This is a genomic window from Kitasatospora sp. NPDC058162 (assembly GCF_042884005.1).
Taxonomy (GTDB): Bacteria; Actinomycetota; Actinomycetes; order Streptomycetales; family Streptomycetaceae; genus Kitasatospora.
This window is the reverse complement of record NZ_JBHVUS010000008.1, coordinates 257,935-277,814: the sequence shown is the minus strand read 5'-3', so window position 1 is coordinate 277,814 and position 19,880 is coordinate 257,935. Positions and strand designations below refer to the sequence as shown.

11 protein-coding genes are annotated in these 19,880 nt (G+C 76.2%); 9 read left to right on the top strand and 2 right to left on the bottom strand.

Features of this window, described 5'->3' with window-relative positions:
- Window positions 1–90: 90 nt before the first annotated feature.
- The 3 genes from ACFVXG_RS18860 (at window position 91) to ACFVXG_RS18850 (ending at window position 3,793) form a co-directional block, all read left to right on the top strand.
- Window positions 91–2,343 carry a hypothetical protein gene (locus ACFVXG_RS18860; protein WP_387928886.1) on the top strand — a complete coding sequence of 751 codons (2,253 nt, stop codon included), beginning with the start codon at window positions 91–93 and terminating at the stop codon, window positions 2,341–2,343.
- Window positions 2,344–2,613: 270 nt separating this feature from the next.
- Window positions 2,614–2,988, top strand: coding sequence for a hypothetical protein (locus ACFVXG_RS18855; protein ID WP_387928884.1), 375 nt, complete (start codon window positions 2,614–2,616; stop codon window positions 2,986–2,988).
- A 181-nt stretch (window positions 2,989–3,169) separates the two neighbouring features.
- Complete coding sequence (locus ACFVXG_RS18850; RefSeq protein ID WP_387928882.1) at window positions 3,170–3,793, top strand: sigma-70 family RNA polymerase sigma factor; 624 nt, start codon at window positions 3,170–3,172, stop codon at window positions 3,791–3,793.
- Here ACFVXG_RS18850 and ACFVXG_RS18845 read toward each other — a convergent pair.
- Entirely contained in the window at window positions 3,783–6,725 is a 2,943-nt protein-coding gene (locus tag ACFVXG_RS18845; protein ID WP_387928880.1) for a BTAD domain-containing putative transcriptional regulator, read from the bottom strand. The two genes, ACFVXG_RS18850 and ACFVXG_RS18845, sit on opposite strands and share 11 nt — an antisense overlap.
- Before the next feature lie 264 nt (window positions 6,726–6,989).
- Here ACFVXG_RS18845 and ACFVXG_RS18840 point away from each other — a divergent pair, with 264 nt between their 5' ends.
- The 3 genes from ACFVXG_RS18840 to ACFVXG_RS18830 all read left to right on the top strand — a co-directional run bounded on the left by ACFVXG_RS18840 (window position 6,990) and on the right by ACFVXG_RS18830 (window position 13,153).
- The gene (locus ACFVXG_RS18840) at window positions 6,990–7,490 is read left to right on the top strand and encodes a hypothetical protein (RefSeq protein WP_387928878.1); all 501 of its coding nucleotides are present in this window, start codon (window positions 6,990–6,992) and stop codon (window positions 7,488–7,490) included.
- Window positions 7,491–7,534: 44 nt separating this feature from the next.
- A complete protein-coding gene (locus ACFVXG_RS18835; protein WP_387928876.1) occupies window positions 7,535–10,348 on the top strand; it encodes a BTAD domain-containing putative transcriptional regulator in 2,814 nt (937 codons plus the stop codon).
- Between the two features lie 399 nt (window positions 10,349–10,747).
- The gene (locus ACFVXG_RS18830; protein ID WP_387928874.1) at window positions 10,748–13,153 is read left to right on the top strand and encodes an ATP-binding protein; all 2,406 of its coding nucleotides are present in this window, start codon (window positions 10,748–10,750) and stop codon (window positions 13,151–13,153) included.
- A 55-nt stretch (window positions 13,154–13,208) separates the two neighbouring features.
- Here ACFVXG_RS18830 and ACFVXG_RS18825 read toward each other — a convergent pair whose 3' ends face one another.
- Entirely contained in the window at window positions 13,209–14,489 is a 1,281-nt protein-coding gene (locus ACFVXG_RS18825; protein WP_387928873.1) for a serine hydrolase domain-containing protein, read from the bottom strand.
- A 307-nt stretch (window positions 14,490–14,796) separates the two neighbouring features.
- Between ACFVXG_RS18825 and ACFVXG_RS18820 the strand changes: the two genes are divergently transcribed.
- The 3 genes from ACFVXG_RS18820 to ACFVXG_RS18810 all read left to right on the top strand — a co-directional run bounded on the left by ACFVXG_RS18820 (window position 14,797) and on the right by ACFVXG_RS18810 (window position 19,760).
- Window positions 14,797–15,789 (top strand): phosphatidylserine/phosphatidylglycerophosphate/cardiolipin synthase family protein, encoded by a 993-nt coding sequence (locus ACFVXG_RS18820; protein ID WP_387928872.1) that lies wholly within the window; start codon window positions 14,797–14,799, stop codon window positions 15,787–15,789.
- A gap of 111 nt (window positions 15,790–15,900) precedes the next feature.
- A complete protein-coding gene (locus tag ACFVXG_RS18815; RefSeq protein WP_387928870.1) occupies window positions 15,901–16,809 on the top strand; it encodes an alkaline phosphatase family protein in 909 nt (302 codons plus the stop codon).
- 407 nt (window positions 16,810–17,216) lie between these two features.
- Window positions 17,217–19,760: a BTAD domain-containing putative transcriptional regulator gene (locus tag ACFVXG_RS18810; RefSeq protein WP_387928868.1), complete on the top strand. Its 2,544-nt coding sequence runs from the start codon at window positions 17,217–17,219 to the stop codon at window positions 19,758–19,760.
- The last annotated feature ends 120 nt before the right edge of the window (window positions 19,761–19,880 follow it).

The window sequence follows — 19,880 nt, the reverse complement described above, 5'->3', positions numbered from 1 at the left end:
TTGTTCCCAGGCTGCTGCGCGGGGCCGTTCCGGACGGGCATTATCGGCTGCCATGAGTCGACTCACCGTAATATCGCAGGGGGCTTTCGCGTGAAGGCCTTCCGCTTCCTCCCCGTCGTCGCGCTGGCCGTCGCCACCGCGGTGATCGGGTTGGCCACCGTCGTCCCGGCCTCCGCCACGAGCTCGCGGGTGGACCTGAACGTCCTGGTGGTCACCGACGGCAACCCCTGGGTCGAGGGCATCCGGCAGCAGCTCTCCGCCGAGGGCGTGCCCACCACCGTCATCGACCTGACCAGCAGCAGCCGGGCCACCATCACCGCCGGCTTCCTCGCGGACACCCTGGCCGACGGCACCCCGCACGGGCACTTCGAGGGCGTCGTGATGCCCAACGACGCGCCGACCCAGCTCTCCGCGGCCGAACTGAGCGCGCTGACCGGGTACGAGCAGAGCTACCAGGTCCGCCAGGTGGACGCCTACGTCTGGCCCGGCGCCAACACCGGCCTGAACGCGCCGACCTGGTCCGGCTCGCTGGACGCCACCACCGCCACCGCGACGGCCGCCGCCCGCGGCGACGCCTTCCAGTACCTGAACGGCCCGGTCGCCTTCGAGGGCACCGCCGGCGGCAGCGGATCGTACGGGTACCTGCCCACCCCGCTGCCCGACGACCCGGCCACCGGCTCGCACTTCGAGCCGTACGTGACCGAGACCATCCCCGGCACCAGTACCCAGGGCACCCTCGCCGGGGTGTACACCTCCGGCGGCCGCCAGCAGCTGGTGCTCACCTTCGCCTACAACTACTACCAGCAGCAGTTCCGGCTGCTGGCGCACGGCATCGTCGACTGGGTGACCAAGGGCGTCCACCTCGGCTACTGGCGCAACTACTTCTCCGCCCACATCGACGACCTCTTCAACGCCAACTCCCGCTGGAGCCAGAGCGGTCACTGCACCCCGGGCGAGGGCGACTGCGTCGGCAACGTCCCGGCGACCACGGCGATCCGGATGACGCCCGCGGACGTCACCGCCACCGTCGCCTGGGAGCAGCAGAACGGCTACACCCTGGACTTCCTGTTCAACGGCGGCCCCAGCCTGGACTACGCGTCGGCCAACGGCGGCACCGACCCGCTGACCACCGCCCTGCTGGCGAACAAGAACAGCTTCATGTGGCTCAACCACACCTACCAGCACCCGTTCCTGGGCTGCGTGCAGAACTTCACCGTGATCCCGTGGAAGTGCCAGACCGACTCCACCGGCGCGATCCAGTACGTCGACCAGGCCACCGTCAACAGCCAGATCCAGCAGAACATCCAGTTCGGCCAGGCCAACGGGCTGCCGTTCCGGCCGAGCGAGCTGGTCGCCGGTGAGCACTCCGGCACCGTGATGCTGCCGCAGCAGCCCAACGACAACCCGGGCTTCCTCGGCGCGCTCAGCCAGAACAACATCCAGTGGCTCGGCGTGGACGCCTCCCGGGAGACCGGCGAACGGCAGATCGCCTCGGCACTCGGCGTGCCCCGGCACCCGGTCAACGTCTTCTACAACGTCTCCACCCAGTCCGACGAGGTGAGCGAGTACAACTGGCTCTACACCTCGAAGGCCAACGGCGGCAGCGGCAACTGCGAGGCCAACCCGACCACCACGACCTGCATCTCGCCGCTGGACCTGAACAGCGGCTGGGCGAACTACGTGCTGCCGATGCAGGAGAAGATCACCCTCGGGTACGTGCTCAGCAACGACCCGCGGCCGTTCTTCATGCACCAGTCGAACCTGACCGACGACCGGCTGGCCCTGCAGACCCTGACCGGCATCCTGTCCGAGTACCGCGGCTGGTACTCGGCGGCCACCCCGATGGTCAACCAGACCCTCACCGACGCCGGCACCTCCCTGCAGCAGCAGACCGCCTGGCAGCAGACCCGCACCGCGGGCACCGTCAGCGGCTACGTCCAGGGCGGCGTGGTCACCGTCCAGGGCCCGGCCGGCACCAGCGTCCCGGTCACCGTGCCCACCGGCACCACCGTGACCGGAGGCGCCGCCTTCGGCAGCGCGTACGGCGGCGAGCAGTCCGCCTACACCACCCTCGGCACGGCGCCGACCAGCCTCTCGGTGGCCAGCGCCCTGTTCGGCACCGCCACCAGCGGCGGCTCCAGCCCGAGCGCCGCGCTCGCGCTCGCCTCGTACTCGATCGGCTCGCCGCACCAGGTGCACCGCAACGGCGCCGCGGTGACCGTCACCGACCCGTTCGGCACCCACGTGCTGCCCAAGCTCGCGGGCAAGCCCGAGGAGGAGCTGCACATCGGCGGCACCCACCACCACCCGTACCAGACCCCGGTGGCGCAGACGAAGAAGTGACGCCCCACCCCCACACCGGCGGCTGGCCGGGGGCACCCGCCCCCGGTCGGCCGCCGCCGTCCGTCGGCATGCGTGGCTACGTTCCGGGCAGGACGAACCCGGGGCCGACCGCACGGCCCTCATGGTGGACGGGGACAATGCGGTCCGGCCCGGACGGGCGGTTCCCGGTCGTACCCGTACCGGCGGGTACCTCCGGCGGGCGGTGGCTGAACCCCGCCCGGCACCAGGCACGTTGAGCGGGACGGAACGGGACGGGGAAGGAACGCGGGAATGGAAGCGGACGGGCCGGAGGTGCGGGCGTACATCGCGGCCCTGGTGGGGATGGGGGCGCCGGTGGTGCCGGGGCCGTCCGGGCTGGCGGTGCCGGCCTGCGGCGCGGCCGAGGTGACGGCCGTCGCCCGGCGGCTGGCGCTGCGGGTGCTGCCGGAGCGGCAGCGGCGCTCGGAGCCCACCCCGGGGCTGCTGGGCCTGGCGCGGGCGCTGGTGGTGGACGAGCACCCGTCCGCGCCGGGGTGGACGGTGGCCGAGCGGGAACGGCTGGCGGGCTGGGTCGCGGTGCTGATCGAGCACCGGGGCGAGGACGGGGTGCAGGAGCTGGTGCGGGCGCTCAACGAGGGCCCGGCGGCGGTGCCCGGCGCGGACTGAGCCCGGCGCCGGGCGGGGGCCGGGCGCGGCACCCGGCGACGGGACGGGTGCCCTCCGGTCCGGGGCGTTGGCGGATCGTTGGCAGGTCCTTGGCGCCGCCCGGCAGGCTGCTGTCTGCCGCCACGGGGGATGTCCGGCGGAAGCCCTGCCATGTGCCCTTGCCCGACCTGAGAGGTAGCGCGTGTCGAAGCAGTCCGTCGCTCCGCCCACGTCCGTCGTCCAGCCGCCCGCAGGCCCCCCTGCCGACCCCGTCGCGGCACCGGAGCCGGCCCCGGCCCGACGGACCCTCGACCCCGACACCCTGGCCGAGATCCACCGGCTGCACGGCGGCTACCTGCTGCGCGCCCTGCTGCGCAACACCGGTGGCGACCGCGGCAAGGCCGAGGACATCCTCCAGGAGACCCTGCTGCGCGCCTGGCAGCACCCGGAGGCCCTCGCCGCCGGCCCGGAGCACAGCCGTCCCTGGCTGTTCACCGTCGCCCGCCGGATCGCGATCGACCACTACCGGATGGCCGCCGCCCGCGCCCAGGAGGCCATCGGCGAGCCGGTGGAGGACCGCCCGCTCGCCGAGGACCCGTACGAGCAGGTGGTGGTCGCCCGGGACATCGCGCTGGCGCTGCGGCGGGTGCAGAAGCACCACCGCGAGGTGCTGGTCGAGCTGCACCTGAAGGACCGCTCGGTGCTGGAGGCCTCGGCGCAGCTGGGGGTGCCGCCGGGGACGGTCAAGTCCCGGAACTTCTACGCCGTCCGGGCCCTGCGGCCGGTGCTGGCGGCGGAGCACGGGTACGCGCCGGTCACCAGCTGAACGACGGGCCGTCGGCCGGGTCGTCCTCGACGGCCGGGCCGACGTCGGCCCGGCCGGGGCCCGGGAAGCCCCCGGCGCCGGGCGGGCCCCCGTGCTCCGGCGCGCCCTCGGCGCGCAGGCTCAGCGAGGCCTCCAGGCTGGCGGTGAACTCGCTGCGGTAGCCCGCCAGCCGGTCGTGCCGGCGGAACCGGTCCAGCGCCGAGGCCAGCCGCTGCCGCATCTGCGGGGCGCGGCCCCGGGCCACCAGGTGGGCCGCGTAGGACTGCTCGGTGACCGCGTGGAGGTACAGCAGCCCGGCCTCCTCGCAGGCGGCCAGCAGCCGGTGCCAGGCGAGGTCCGCGGCGGCGTCCCGGACGGTCGGCGGCAGGGCCTGCGCCTCGGTCAGCAGCGACCACAGGTGCACCTGGGTGACCGGACGGGCCGGCAGCAGCTCCCGGGCCTCCCGGGACAGGCGCTGGGCGCCCTCCGGATCGCCGGTCGCCAGGCACACCCAGCCCTGGTGGACCAGGGCGTCGACCAGCCGCTTCCGGTCGCCCGAACCGACGGCGAGCGCGGTCGCCTCCGCGGCCAGCCGCTGCGCCCCGACGGAGTCCCCGAGCATCGCGGTGACCATCGCCAGGGTGGCGAGCGCCCGCACCCGCGCCGAGACGGCGGCCGGCCCCTCGGCCGACTCGGCGGCCGCCACCCCCCGCCGGGCCGCCTCCGCCGACTCGTGGCGGCGCTCCAGGGCGACCAGCGCCTGGGCCCGGCAGTTGTGCAGGAACGCCGCCGCGACCGGGTCGGCGCAGCGCTCGGCCGCCGCCAGGCCCACGTCGGCGCGGGCCAGCCAGTCGGTGAAGCGGCTGGCGCCGTAGTAGAGCGAACCGGTGGTCAGGGCGAGCCGCCAGGCCCGGTCGGGGTCGGTGACGGCGGCCTGGTCGATCAGGGTGCGGACCGCGGGCTCCTCGGTGCGGAACCAGTCGAGCGCGGTGTGGATGTCCACGGCGGGCGGGACGGGCTGCGGCGCCCGGGCGGGCGCCCCGGCGTCCTCCTGGCCGGGGTCGAGGTAGCCGCCGCAGTGCGTCAGGGCGGCCTGGTAGTGGTCCAGCAGCCGGGCGCGGGCCCGCACCCGGAAGGGCTCGGGCTGGTCGGCGAGCAGGTGGCAGCCGAACAGCCGGACCAGCTCGGTGCGGTGGTAGCGGCCGGGGGAGGTGCCGGTGAGCAGGTGGCGGGAGGCCAGGTCGCCGAGCGCCCGGTGGGCGGCCGCGAGGTCGCTGCCGAGCAGGGCGGCGGCCGCCGGGCCGTCCACCTCGGGGCCCGGATGGACGGCCAGCAGGGCGAGCAGCTCCGCGGCCTCCGGCGGGAGTTGACGGTACGTCAGGAGCAGCTGCTGGCGCAGGCCGGTGCGGTCGTCGAGCTCCAGGGCGGCCAGCCGGCCGTGCTCGTCGGCGAGTTCGGCGACCAGCTCGGCGACCGTCCAGTCCGGGTGGGCGGCCAGCCGGGCGGCGGCGATCCGCAGGGCGAGCGGCAGGTGCTCGCAGAGCCGGACGAGTTCGGCGGCGGCGACCGGATCGGCGCCCAGCCGGCCGGGCGTCAGCAGGTGCTCCAGCAGGCCCAGGGCGTCGTCCTCGGGCAGTGCGGTCAGCCGCAGCAGGGCGGCGTCGTCGGTGGCGACCAGCTTCTCCAGGGAGCCGCGCGCGGTGACCACGGCGGCGCAGCCCGGCCCCTCGGGCAGCAGGTCGGCGAGCTGGTCGGCGTCGGCGGCGTCGTCCAGGACGACCAGCAGCCGGCGGCCCCTGGTGCGCTCGCGGTAGAGCGCCGCGCGGCCGGACCGGTCGGCGGGGAGGGCGTCCGCCGGGACGCCGAGGGCGGCCAGGAAGCGGCCGAGGACGGCCCCGGGCTCGGCCGGGCCGGCCGGGTCGAGGCCGCGCAGGTCCGCGTACAGCCGGCCGTCCGGGAAGCGGTCGGCGGCCCGGTGGGCCCAGGCGGTGACCAGGGCGCTCTTGCCGGTGCCGGCCGGGCCGACCACCAGGGCCGGTCCGTCGGTGGCCCGGTCGGGGGCGCAGGCGCGGTCCAGCCACCGGGTCTCGGCGGTGCGCCCGATCAGCTCCACCCGCTGGCCGGGCAGCTGCTGGGGGACGGGCCGGGGCGGCTCGGCGGGCGGGGGAGCGGCGGCGGGGGCCGGGGCGGTCACCGCCGCCGGCGGCGCCGCCGGCCGGTCGTCCGCCAGCACCTCGGCGAACGCCGCCCGCAACGCGGGACCGGGCCGGATGCCCAGCTCGCGGTCCAACCGCAGTCTGGTCCGGTGGAAGGCGGTCAGCGCGTCCGCGGGCCGTCCGGCCTGGTGCAGACAGCGCATCAGCAGCGCCACCAGCTCCTCGCGCAGCCCGTCCCGCCGGACGCTCCGCTCCAGCAGCTCCACCGCCGCCGCGCCCGTGCCCTGCCCCAGCCGCAGCCCGGCCCAGCTGAGCAGGGCCGCCGTCGAGGACTGCTTCAGGTGGTCCACCGTGGCGGCCCGCAACGGGGTGTCCGGCAGGTCGGCCAGCGCCTCGCCGCGCCACAGCCGCAGCGCCTCCTCCAGCAGCGCGATCGCCTCCCCGTCCGCACCGCGGTCGGCGCACTCGGAGGCCCGGCGGGTCAGCCGGGCGAAGCGCAGCGCGTCCACCTCCTCGGCCGGGCCGCTCAACTGGTAGCCGCAGGTCCGGGTGTGCAGCTCGAAGGGGGTGTCGGCGAGCACCTTGCGCAGCGCCGCCACGTGCCCCTGCACCGCCGCCCGGGCGCTGGCCGGCGCCCGCTCCCCCCACAGCAGCTCGCAGAACTGGTCCATGCTGACCACCTCGCCCAGCCGCAGCGCGGGCAGCGCCAGGACCGCGCGCCGCTGCGCCCCCGCCAGCGTGGCGGGACCGCCCGCCGCGAGCTGCAACTCCACCGGGCCGAGCAGCCGAATCCGCACCAGTACCCCCACCTCACCGCACCCGAGTTCCGACGGCGGCCTTCGGGAGGGGAGCAGTGTAATGCTCACAGGTGTCCGGTTCGTGCCCGGACGCTCGTCGCCGCTCGGGCCGCCAGGGGTACAGAGCCCCTGGGGGTGCCGGATGGTTGCCCGGCACCGTGCGGACGGCGTGCCCGGCGCGGACGGCTCATCGGGCTGGGGCGGCTGCGGCGGCCGGGCACGGTTGGTTGTCGGTGCGGGGGACCGGCCGGATAGCGTGCGGGCATGGACGAGCATTCCGAGAGACACGTGAACGCCCGGTACGAGCGGCTGGCCCAGCGGGTCCGCGACGAACTCGCCGCCGCCGGGCTGCCGGTGACGGCCCCGGGCCTGAACGGGGGCTTCGCCACCGGTGCGGAGGTCCGGGTGAGCACCTGGAACCAGCACTTCGGCGCGGCGGACCCGGAGGTGCTGGTCAGCTGGCACGTGAGCCCCCGGCTGCGCGGCCGGGCGGAGGAGGACGCGCGGCGGGCCGACGGGGCGACCCCGGCCGTCCGGCAGTCGGACGAGGCCCGGACGGCGATGGCCACCGCGATGACCACGATCCTCACGGCGGCCGGCTACACCGCGCGCGACCACGGCAACGAGTTCTCGCCCTTCGACGTCCAGGTCCTCGCCGGACCGGAGCGCCGGACCGCACCGGCCTGGGCCGACCGGGACGACACCCCGGCCGGGGCGGATCGGGACGACACCCCGGCCGGCGCGGACGGCGAGTCCGGCAACTGAACCGCCCGGGCCCGCCCGGGCGTCGACTCCTATGAAGGGGGAGCATGGAGATCGAGCTGCTCGGGCCGATGACGGTCCGACGGGCGGACGGCACGGTGGTCACGCCCTCGGCCCCGAAGCGGCGCGCGCTGCTGGCCGCGCTGGCCGTACGGCTGAACCAGCCGGTCGGCGCCGAGGACCTGATCGAGCTGGTCTGGGACGGTGCCGCGCCGCCCACCGCGCGGGCCGCCCTCCAGGGGCACGTGGCCGCGCTGCGCCAGCAGTTGGACGACCCCCGGCTGGTGCTCGGCACCCGCGGCGGCGGGTACGTCCTGGAGGGCGACGCGGACCGGGTGGACCTGGTCCGCTTCGGCGCGCTGCACGACCGCTCCGCCGTGCTGCTGCCCGGCGCCGCCGCCCGGCTCGGCACGGACGACCCGGCCGTCCCGCTGCTGCGCGCCGCCCTCGACCTGTGGCGCGGCCCGGCACTCGCCGACTGCGGGTCCGAGCTGCTGCGCGCCCGTACCCTCCCGGACCTGACCGACCAGCGGCTGCGCGTCCTGGACCGGCTGGCCCAGCGGCTGCTGCTGGCCGGCCGCGGCGGGGAGCTGGTGGCCGAGCTCGGCGAGGCGGCCGACGCCCACCCGGGCCGGCAGCCGCTGGCGGCCCGGCTGGTCCAGTGCCTGGAACAGGCCGGTCGCGGGCTGGAGGCCCGGGCCCGGTACGACCACGCGCTGGCCCGGCTGTCCGGCCCGCCCGGGCCGGAACTGCGGCTGGCGGGCGAGCAGTTGGCCCGGCACACCTCGCCCGAGCGGCGCTTCGTCGGCCGCGCCGCCGAACTCGCCGGGCTGCACGAGGCGTTGGCCGTCGCCGCCCGGACCGGCCGCCCGATCCTGGTCACCGGCCCGGCCGGAGTGGGCAAGAGCGCGCTCGTCCAGCACTGGGCGGCGCAGCGCTTCCCGGACGGCGTGCTGCGCGCCGACCTGCGCGGCACCGACCCGGACGGGCCGCGCGAACCCGCCGACGTCCTGGCCGGGTTCCTCACCGACCTCGGCGTCGCCCCCGGGGACGTCCCCGCCGAGCCCGAGGAGCGCGCCGCCCGCTACCGCGAACTCCTCGCCGACCGCCGGATCCTGATCCTGCTGGACGACGCCGCCTCCTACCCCCAGCTCACCCCGCTGCTGCCCGGCCGGCCCGCCTCGGCCGGCTCCGTCCTGGGCCCGGTCGCCGTCGTCACCAGCCGCAACCGGCTGCGCGAGCTGCTGCTCCACGAGGACTCCCTCGCCCTCCCGCTCGGCCCGCTCGCCGCCGAGGACGCCCGCGCGCTGCTCGCCCGCGCCCTCGGCCCGGACCGCCCCGCCACCGCGCCGCAGACCGCCGCCGAACTCGACGAACTCGCCGAGCGCTGCGACCACCTGCCGCTGGCCCTGCGGCTGGCCGCCGCCCGGCTGGCCGCCCGCCCGGACTGGTCGCCGGGGGACCTCGCCGCCGAACTCGCCGACGAGCAGACCGGCCTCACCGCCCTGGCCGCCGTCGGCACCGCGCACGGCCCGAGCGGCATCACCGCCTCCCTGGACCGGACCTACCGGACCCTGCCGCCCGCCGCAGCCCGGCTGTTCACCCTGCTGGGGCTGCACCCCGGCGCGGTGATCGACACCGCCACCGCCGCCGCGCTCGCGGACCTGCGGCCCGCCGCCGCCCGCACCCTGCTGACCGCGCTCGACGCCGTCCACCTGCTGGCGGAGCGCGCGCCCGGCCGCTACGCCCGCCGCGAGCTGGTCCGCCGCTACGCCGCCGGGCAGGCCGCCGAACTGGACTGCGAGGAGCGGTTCGGCGCCCTCGACCGGCTGATCGCCCACTACCTGGAGCTCACCGGCCCCTGGGGCCCCGACGCCGGCGGGCCGGGCGGGCCGGGCGTCGGCAGCGGCCGTGCCGCCCGGCCGCCGGCCTGGTTCCGCCGGGAGGAGAGCGCGCTGCGCGCCGTCGTCCTGCGCGCCGAACAGTACGGGCGCACCGACGCCGCCTGGCAACTCGCCCACCGGATCGGCCGGTTGTACGAGCTGTCCGAACTGTCAGAGATGTCAGGGCTGTCAGGGCTGTCAGGGCTGTCCACGGCCGCCTCCGGCGAGGACCGGGCGCACCGGCGGGCCGTCGCCGAGATCGGGCTGCGCGCCGCGCAGGCCGCCCGGGACGACGCGGCGCTCGCCCGGCTGGGCACCGACCTGGCCGTCCTGCACGTCCACCGGGCGGCCCACCGCACCGCCCTGGAGCAGCTCGACGCGGCGGTCGCGGCCGCCGACCGCTCCGGGGACGCGCTGCTGCGCCACCACTGCCGCGGCCGGGTGGCGGCCGCCCTGGTCCGGGCCGGGCAGTACCACCGGGCGGTGCCGCTGCTCACCGAACTGGTGACCGCCGCCCGCACCCCGGCGGCCGAGCACCTGCTGGTCGGGGCGCTCACCGAGCTCGCCGAGGCCCTGGTGGTGGTCGGCGCGCCCGAGCGGGCGCTGGCCCACGCGGACGAGGCGGTCCGGATCGCCACCGGCCGCACCGCCCACGGCTGTCCGGGCCCCGCCCGGCCGGGAACGGACCGCGGTGCGGCCGGGCGCTCCCACGGCGGCGCGGCCGGGAGACCGGGCGGCGTGGCGGCGGTGCTCGCCACCCACGGCCGGGCCCGCGCCCTGCACGCCCTCGGCCGCCGGGACGCCGCCCTCTCCTCGGCCCAGCTCGCCGTCGCCCTCGGCCGCACCGTCGGCGACCCCGCCGTGGAGGCGCGCTCGCACGGACTGCTCGCCGACCTGCTGTTCGAGCTCGGCCGCAGTGTCGAGGGGGCGGAGGCCAGACGGCAGGAGCAGGCACTGGTGGCGGGGGACGAGCCTTAGGGCGTGTCTGACAATTCCCGCCGGGCGCGCGACGCCGGGGCACGCACCTCGCCGCGTTGTCGTCGGTCGCCGATGCTCCGCATGGGCTCCCTCCTCCGCCTTGCGATGCACGCACCCCAACGCCGCGCGCTGATCCGACGCGAATCGTCAGACACGCCCTAGGGACACAACTGCCTCCCCGGGCAAGGGGACAGGCGGAAGTACCGGCGGTTCCGACAGGCGGAACCGCTCGCCGGGCGCCGGTGTCCCGGGCGTCCCCGCAGGCCGCGGCCGGGTACGCGCGGCCCGTCCCGCGGGGCATACTTCTGCCTGAGACGAACTGCCCGGCGCGCGGCCCGGCAGAACTGCGGCAGAACCGCGGAAGCGCGGACCAGGGGGCGGGGCGGAGAGATGGCGGTCGTGAGCGGAACCGGGGAGTTCGGCCGGCTGCTGACCGGCCACCGGGTGACGGCGGGAATGACCCAGGAGGACCTGGCCGCCACGGCCGGGGTCAGCCTGCGCGCCCTCGGGGACATGGAGCGCGGCCGCACCCGGGGGCCGCAGCGGCGCACCGTGCAGGCGCTGGCCGCCGCCCTGGGCCTGGACGGCCCGCAGACCGCCGCGCTGGAGCGGGCCGCCCAGGCGGGCCGGCCCCGAGGCGTGCGGCAGGTGCCCCCGCAGTCCCAGGCCCCGCAGTCCCAGGCCCCCGGCCCCGGCGGCCCGTTCACCGCCCCGGCGAAACCGTCCCGAGAAGCCCCGGCGCCCCGACCGGAGGCGGCCCCGGACCAGGCGCCCCCCGTCGGCCCGGCCCCCCTCGCCGACCCGGCGGTGCCGGGTGCGCTCGCCCTCCCGCGTGACCTCGCCGACTTCACCGCCCGCGAGCAGGCCCTCGCCGACCTCGCAGCCCTCACCGCGGACCGGCACCCCGCCCACCCCCGGGTGGTGCTGATCAGCGGCCAGCCCGGCCTGGGCAAGACCGCCTTCGCCCTGCACGCCGCCCACGCCCTCGCCCCGGCCTTCCCGGACGGCCAGCTCTCCCTGGACCTCGGCGGCATGGGCGCCGCCCCGCTGCCCGCCCGGGAGGCCCTCGGCCAGGTGCTGCGCGCCCTCGGGGTCGCGGACGGCGCGGTGCCCGCCGGGACGGAGGAGCGGGCCGGGCTGTTCCGCGCCCTGGTACGCGACCGCCGGCTGGTCCTGGTGCTGGACAACGCCGCCGACGAGAGCCAGGTGCGCCCGCTGCTGCCCGGCGCGGGCCCGGCCGTGACCATCGTGACCAGCCGGTACGCCCTGCCCGGCCTGGAGGCGGTGCACCGGCTGCGGCTCGACGTGCTGTCCCCGGCCGAGGCCGCCGCCCTGCTGGCCCGGATCGCCGGACCGGAACGGGTCGAGGCCGCGCCGGACGCCGCCGCCGAGCTGGCCCGGCTGTGCGGCTACCTGCCGCTCGCGCTGCGGATCGCCGGGCAGCGGCTGGTGGCCCGTCCGCAGCAGCCGGTGGCCCAGCTGGCGCGCCAGCTCGCCGCCGAGGAGAACCGGCTGGACCTGCTGGAGACCGGCGACCTGGCGGTCCGTCCGGCCTTCGAGCTGTCCTACCGCCGGCTGCCCGCCGAGTCCCGGCTGGTGCTCCGGCGCTGCGCGCTGACCGCGGGGCAGGACTTCACCGCGGCCGTCCTGGCGCACTACGCGGGGCTGTCGGCCGCGCGCACCGAGCTGGTCCTGGAGCAGCTCGTCGACGCCGGCCTGGTGCAGCCCGCCACCCCGGAGCGCTACCGGCTGCACGACCTGGTGCGGCTGTACGCGGGCGAGCGGCTGGCCGCCGACGAGCCGGCCGGGGCCGTCGCGGCGGCCCGTACGGAGGCCGGGAGCCGACTGCTGCGCGAGGCGGCCGCCCACGGCCTGCGGTTCGACCCGGACCGCACGGCGGCCGTCGGGGCCGTCGGGGCGGGCCCCGCCGATGGCGGGTCGGTGCCGCTCACCGAGGCGGCGCGCTGGCTGGAGGAGGAGCACCCGGAGTGGCTGGCCGCGCTCCACCGGGCGCAGCGGGAGGGCCGGCACCGGGAGGTGATCGACACCGCCGAGGCCATGCACTGGTTCTCCGACCGCCTGCTGAGCTGGGACCTCTGGGGCGAGGTGTTCCAGCTGTCGGTGGACGCGGCCCGGGCGTGCGGCGACCGGCCGGCCGAGGCGGCGCACGTGAACTACCTGGCCTGGACGTACATCACCTGTCTGCACCGCTACCAGCGCGGCATCGAACTGGCCGGCGAGGGGCTGGAGCTGGCCCGCGCGATCGGCGACCACGAGCAGCAGGGCTGGGCGCTCACCTACCTCGGCTCCGGGCTGCGGCACCTGCAGCGCTACCGGGAGGCGAGCGAGAGCTACCAGCGGGCGGCGGACGCCTTCGCCGAGGTCGACAACCGGGCCGCGATGATCGGGCGGCTGGTCACCCTGCGCGGCGCGGCGACCTGTCTGCGCCACCTCGGCCGGGCGGAGGAGGCGGTGGACCTCCGCCGCCGCGCGCTGGCGGGCGCGCTGGAGCTGGTGGAGCGCTGGTCCTCGCCGCTGATGCACCTGCTGGCGGCGATGACGGCGCACGAACTCGGCCAGGACCGGGCGGCGTTGAAGCGCTGGCCGGCTGCCGAGAAGGCCTACCGGCAGGCGCTGGTGCACTACGAGGCGATCGGACGCCCGGACAGCATGACCAAGGCGCTGACCGAGCTGGGCACCGCGCTGATCGAGCAGGGCCGGGCCGACGAGGCCAGGGAGATCCTCACCGAGGCGCTCACCGACCTGAGTGCGGACGGCCGCCCGGGCCGGGCCGTCGCCCCGTGACGGCCCGGCCGTAACGACCCGGCCCGAGCGTGCTGTGCCCGGCCCGGGCGTGGCGTCAGATCCGGGTGTCCTCCACCACCGGCAGGCCCTGGTCGTGCTGGACGGCCCGGTGGTTCTGCGCGGCCGGGGCGGAGCCGGTGCGCGGCGCGGCCGCCGGCTTCTTCCCGCAGAAGGCCGGCTCCAGCGCGTTCATCAGCCCCTGGGTGACCGAGCCGTTGTTGGAGGCGTTGGCGAAGACCACCACCGAGCGGCGCCCGTCCGCGCCGACGAAGGACTGGGTCTGGAAGCCCTGGACGATCCCGCCGTGCCCGTACACGTCCCCGCAGGTCAGCGAGATGCGGCGGAGGCCCAGCCCGTACGAGATCTTGGCGGTCGGGGTGGGCAGCGCGGCCTCCATCTGGCGCAGCGAGTCGTCCGAGACCAGCCCGCCGTCGCCGCCGGCCACCAGCGCGGTGAGGAAGCGGTCGAGGTCCCCGGCGGAGGAGATGACCGCACCGGCGGCCCACACCCAGGAGCCGGTCTGCTCGGTGGAGTCCAGCAGCGGCTTGGTGCGGTCGTCGTTGGTCAGGTAGCCGGTGACGTGGGCGCCCTCGATCCGCTGGTCCGGGACGACGAAGGAGGTCTGCCCCAGGCCGAGCGGCTCGATGATCCGCTCGCGCAGCACGTCGGCGAAGGGGCGGCCGGTGAGGTGCTCGACGGCGAGGCCCAGCAGCACGAAGTCGGTGTTGGAGTAGGAGTAGCGGCTGCCGGGCGTGTACTGCTGGCCGTGCTTGACCGACATCGCGACCAGGTCCGCCGGGGCGTACACATTGGTGCGGATCCGCGCCTCGAAGGCGCTGGTGGTCTCCTCGCCGGCCTGCTCCAGCAGGTCGTTGGTGTGGTCGTAGATGCCGGCCCGGTGCTCCATGACCTGACGGCCGGTCATCGTCCAGCCGTCCGGGAGGGTGCCGGCCGGGAGGTAGTCGCGCAGCGGCTTGTCGAGGTCGATCCGGCCCTCCTGCGCCAGCTGCATCACGAGAACGGCGGTGAACATCTTGCTGTTGCTGCCGACCCGGAACCTCCACGCGGAGTTCATCGGCGTCCCGTCCAGGTCGGCCTTGCCGACGGTCACGGAGCGGGTCCGGTCGTCGTCGCCGTGGTCGCGGATCACCGCGAAGGCGCCGGGGGCGCCGGCGGCCATGGTGGCCTGAAGCGCGCTCAGCACCGCGGCGGTGTCGGGGGCGGGCAGGGTCGGGGCGTCCTGGCCGGCGGCCAGGACGGGTACGGCTCCGGTGGCCGCCAGGACGGCAGCGGCGGCGGCCACCGCGAGCGGACGCAGCAGACGGGTCTTCGCCATGTTCCTCGGCTCTCTCGTACGCTGACGCGGTGTCGGGTCGCGTCGTTCGATGATCACTATCACCGGTTCGCGCGGTCCGTGGCAATGTGAACCCGATTGGCCGCATCGTCCGTTGTCGGTGGGTTTCGTCCCGCGCACCGTTCGTTTCCCGGCCCGGGGGCAAGGTTTTACCTCCCGTCGTCTACCCGCGTTGACCAGCCCGCCGCATCCTGTTCGAGCGCCCCGTTCGTCGTGTCCACGCCGTCCGCGCGTCCGCTCTCCGGTGCCTCCACGCGCCGACCTCCCCCTCACCGACCATGGAGCCCCCATGTCCCTGGCCACCCTCGCGCGCCGTGCCGGCGCCCTGCTGCTCGTCGGCGCCGGCCTGATATCCGCCTCCGGCGCCGCCCACGCCGACGCCGTCGCCGGCAGCTACTCGACGATCGTCTTCCCGGACCAGGACCACAGCGCGGTCTACAGCCTGATCAACTCGGCCGCGAAGTCCGTCGACGTGACGATGTACGAGCTGCGCGACACCACGGCCGTGAACGCCCTGATCGCCCGTCAGCGGGCCGGGGTGCAGGTCCGGGTGATCCTGGACAGCCGGCACACCTCGGTCAACGGCGCCGCCTACTCCGCGCTGCGGGCCGCGGGCGTCGGCGTGACGTACTCCTCCTCGGCGTTCGTCTACACCCACCAGAAGACCGTCACCGTGGACGGCGTCAAGTCGCTGATCCTGACCGGGAACCTGGACTCCACCTACTACTCCAGCAGCCGCGACTACGGCGTCTTCGACACCGACGCCAACGACGTCGCCGCGATCGAGCAGGTCTTCGCCGCCGACTACGCCGGCACCTCGATCACCCCCTCCGACGGCGACAACCTGGTCTGGTCGCCCACCGACTCCCAGGACCGCCTGCTGGCGCTGATCAACGGTGCGCAGACCTCCCTGGACGTCGAGGAGTTGGAGTTCGGCGACCCGGCCCTGGTGGACGCGATCACCGCCGCCGCCAACCGGGGCGTCACGGTGCGCGTCGTCGGCATGAACCCGAGCTCGTACGGCTCCTCCTTCGACCAGGTCACCGCCGCCGGCGCCAAGGTGGTCACCTACTCCTCGACCACCGGCCTGTACATCCACGCCAAGGCCATCGTCGCCGACTACGGCACCTCTACGGCCAAGGTGTTCGCCGGCTCGGAGAACTTCTCCGACAACTCGCTGAACAACAACCGCGAGTTGGGCCTGATCGTCTCCGACTCCGGGGTGCTCAGCACGATCGAGTCGACCTTCGCCACCGACTTCGCCAACGGCGCGCCGTACTAGGGCGTGTCGTCAGACACGCCCTAGGCCCGTTCTGGCCGGTCGGTTCAGTCACACCGGCACCTCCCGTCCGGGCGGCCCCACCGGGGGCCGCCCTCCACCCGAGGAAACGTCATGACTTCGTCCGCGAAGCCCCTGAACGACGCCCCCCGCCCCCGCTCCCGCCGCACCGCGACCGCGATCGGCTCGGCCGTCGCGCTGGTCGCGGCCTCGGCCGGGCTGTGGGCCGCCACCACCAGCACCGCGCAGGCGGCCGGGCTGCCCACGCCCGACCACATCGTGGTCGTGGTGATGGAGAACCACGCCTACAGCCAGATCATCGGCAGCAGCAGCGCCCCCTACCTCAACAAGACCCTCAAGGCGGGCGGCGCCCTCCTCACCCAGTCCTACGCCATCACCCACCCCAGCGAGCCGAACTACTACGCCCTGTTCTCCGGCTCCACCCAGGGCACGGTCGACGACAGCTGCGTGACGGTCGGCGGCTTCCAGGCCCCGAACCTGGCCTCCGAGGTGCTCGCTGCCGGGAAGACCTGGGGGAGCTACAACGAGTCCCTGCCCGGCCAGGGCAGCACGGTGTGCAGCAGCGGCAAGTACGCGCAGAAGCACAACCCGTGGTTCGGCTTCGGGAACGTCCCGCTCAACAGCGCCAACACGTTCACCCAGTTCCCGACCGACTACACCACGCTGCCCAACGTGTCCTTCGTGATCCCGAACCTGTGCAGCGACATGCACGACTGCTCGGTCAGCACCGGCGACACCTGGATCAAGAACAACCTCGGCGCGTACGCGGCCTGGGCGCAGAGCCACAACAGCCTGCTGGTCGTCACCTTCGACGAGGACAACAGCCTGTCCGGCAACCGCATCCCGACCCTGCTCTACGGCGCCCACGTCACGCCGGGCAGCAGCAGCGCCACCACGTACAACCACTACAACGTGCTGCGCACCCTGGAGGACCTCTCCGGGGCGAGCGGCCACGCGGGCAACGCGGCCAATGTGACGGACATCACGGGCATCTGGAACTGACCGGTCGCAGTCGGCCGGCACCCCGGACCGGCGGCCGCCCCGCGGTCGCCGGTTCCGGCACCCCCGGCCCGGCCGGGGGCACCGTGCCGCGGCGGCGTCCCCCACGTCCCCGCTGACCGGGCGCCCCCGCGGCGCCCGCCGACCCGTTCGCCGCAGGCCACGGCCGGTGCGCGCACCGGTCCGGTGCTCCGTACACGCCTCGTCGGCGGTGTCCTCCCCGCCTCCCGGTCGGCCGCTCCCGCCGACCTTTCGGGCACCGCCGAATCCGGAACACCCCGGCTCCCGGGCACGTTGACCCGCGCACCAGAGAGCAGCACCCCGCCCGGCCACCGGTCGGCCGGGTGCGGCGCGGTTCGACACCCGCGGCCCGACCGGCCGCGGGCGGGCCGCGCACGGGGAGGAGTCGCATGGTGCGGTACGGGATCCTGGGGCCGTTCGAGGTCCGGTTCGACGGCGTTCCGGTGGCGGTGCCGCGACCGCGGCAGCGCGCCGGGCTGGCCCTGCTCCTGCTCAGCGCCGGCCACCCGGTCAGCATCGACCGGATGGTGGACGCCCTGTGGGGAGGGGCGCCGCCGCGCACCGCCCGCGCGCAGGTGCACACCGTCGTCTCCGCCGTCCGGCGGGCCCTCCCGCCGCAGGCCGCGCAGGGGCTCACCCTCGAAGCGGGCGGCTACCGCCTGGCCGTGCGGGACGAGGAGCTGGACGCGGCGCAGTTCGGCGCGGCGCTGGCCGCGGCCCGGGGACTGGCCGACGAGGGCCGCCCGGAGCAGGCGGCCGAGCGGCTCCGGCAGGCCCTGGCGCTGTGGCGCGGCGAGGCGCTGAGCGGCATCGACGCACCGTTCGCCGCCGCGGCCCGGGCCCGGCTGGAGGAGGAGCGCTTCGCCGCGCACGAGTTGCTGGCCGACCTGGAACTCGCCCGCGGCCGGCACCGCGAGCTGGTTCCCGAACTGACGGCGCTCGCGGGCGAGTTCCCCGCGCGCGAGTCCATCGCCGAGCGGGCCGCCCAGGCGCTCTACCGCTGCGGACGGCAGGCCGACGCGCTCGCCGTGGTCCGCGCGACCCGGCGGGTGCTGGCCGAGGAGTACGGACTCGACCCGGGTGAGCGGCTGCTGGAACTGGAAGCGGCGATCCTGCGGCACGAACTGCCCGGCGCCCCACCGGTGGAGGCGCCCGCGGCGCCCGCGGACCGGCCGGCCCGGGCCGACACCGCCGGGCCGGGCCCCGTACGGTCGTCGCAGTCGCAGTCGCAGTCGCAGTCCCAGCCGCTTCCGCTGCCGCAGCCGGTCCTGCCAGCCCCGGCGCTGCCGGCCCGGCCCGCCCAACTGCCCCGGGGCACCTCCGGGTTCGTCGGCCGCCGGGAGGAGATCGACCGCCTGGCCGAGCTGTCCGCGGCCGGTGACGGCGCCGGCCGGATCGTCGCGGTGACCGGCCCGGCCGGCGTCGGGAAGACCTCCCTGGTGCTGCGCTCCGCCCAGGACCTCGCCGCCCGGTACCCGGACGGCCAGATCTTCGTCGACCTGCACGGCTACGACCGGGACGAACACGAGCCGCCCGCCCGGGTGTTGGAACGCCTGCTGCTCGCCCTCGGCGTCCCCGGGCCGCTGATCCCGCCCGACGAGACCCTGCGCGAGGACCTCTACCGGTCGACGGTGGCCGGGCGCCGGCTCCTGGTGGTGCTGGACGACGCCCGGGACTACGAGCACCTCCGCCAGCTGCTGCCGAACTCCCCGCAGAGCTTCACCGTGGTCACCAGCCGGGGCAAGCTCGGCAGCCTGGTCGCCGCCACCGGCGCCGTGCCGCTGCGGCTCGGCGTCCTGTCGCCGACGGACTCGGTCGAGGTGCTCGGCCGGATCGCCGGCCCGGACCGGGTCGCCGGGGCGCCGGAGGCCGCCGCCGAACTCGCCCGGCTCTGCGGCGGACTGCCGCTGGCCCTGCGGATCTCGGCCGTCCGGCTCGCCGAACGGCCCGAACTGCCGCTGTCCGGCCTCGCCGCGGAACTCGCCCCCGAGGACGAGCGGCTGACCGCCCTCAGCCTGCCGGACGGCGAACTGACCGTCTCCCGGGTCCTGGAGCACACCTACCGGCGGCTCGGTCCGGACGCCGCCCGGCTGCTGCGGCTGCTCGGCCTGCACCCGGCCGAGTCCGTCCCGGAGGCCGTCGCCGCCGCCCTGCTCGGTCCGGCGGACGCCCCGCTCGGCGCCTCGGGCGCGTCGGCCCGGCCACTGCTGCGGATCCTGGAGTCGCTCCACCTCATCGAGCCCGCCGGGACGGGCGGCCGCTACCGGATGCACGACCTGGTCCGGCTGTACGGCCGGGAGCTCGCCGCCGGGGACGCGGAGGCCTCGGCCGCCGCCCGGGAGCGGATGTTCGACTGGTACGTCACGGTCGCCGACGCCGCCCAGCGGCTGATCGCCCCGGCCGCCCCCCACGTGGCGGTGGAGCCGCGCCACCGCTGGAGCGGCCCGCACCCGTTCGACGGGGTGGACGGCGCCCGGGCGTGGTTCGCGGCGGAGAGCGGCACCCTGCTCGCCCTGACCAGGCTCGCCGCCTCGCTCGGCGACCACCGCGCGACCTGGCAACTGGCCACCGTGCAGCAGACCCATCTGATCGGCAGCCACGGCCTCGACGCCCTGGTGGAGGTCCAGCGGCTCGGCGAGCGCGCGGCCGTCCTGGCGGGGCACCGCCGGGCCGCCGCCACGCTCGCGAGCAGCCTCGGCATCGCGTTCGCGATCCGCCGGGACGACCGGGCCCGTGAGTACCTCCGGCGGGCCGTCGAGGGGTTCCTCGCCCTGGGCGACCTGCGCCGCGCCGCCGGCACCCGGCTCTACCTCGGCGACCTGGACGACGGGACGGCCCACCGGCTGTGCATCGCCGCGCTGGGCAGCCCGGCGGCCGAGGACGGGGAGCGGCTGGAGCGGGCCGTCCGGGACCGCCTCGCCGAGTCGGCCTGACCGGGCGGCGCCGCGGAACCGCAGCTCGGGACGGGTGGGGCGGGCGAGTAGCGGATGGAGAGGGGGCGAGTAGCGGGGCCGCTGAGGATGGTGACCACAGCCCCACCGGGTCCCGCCCGG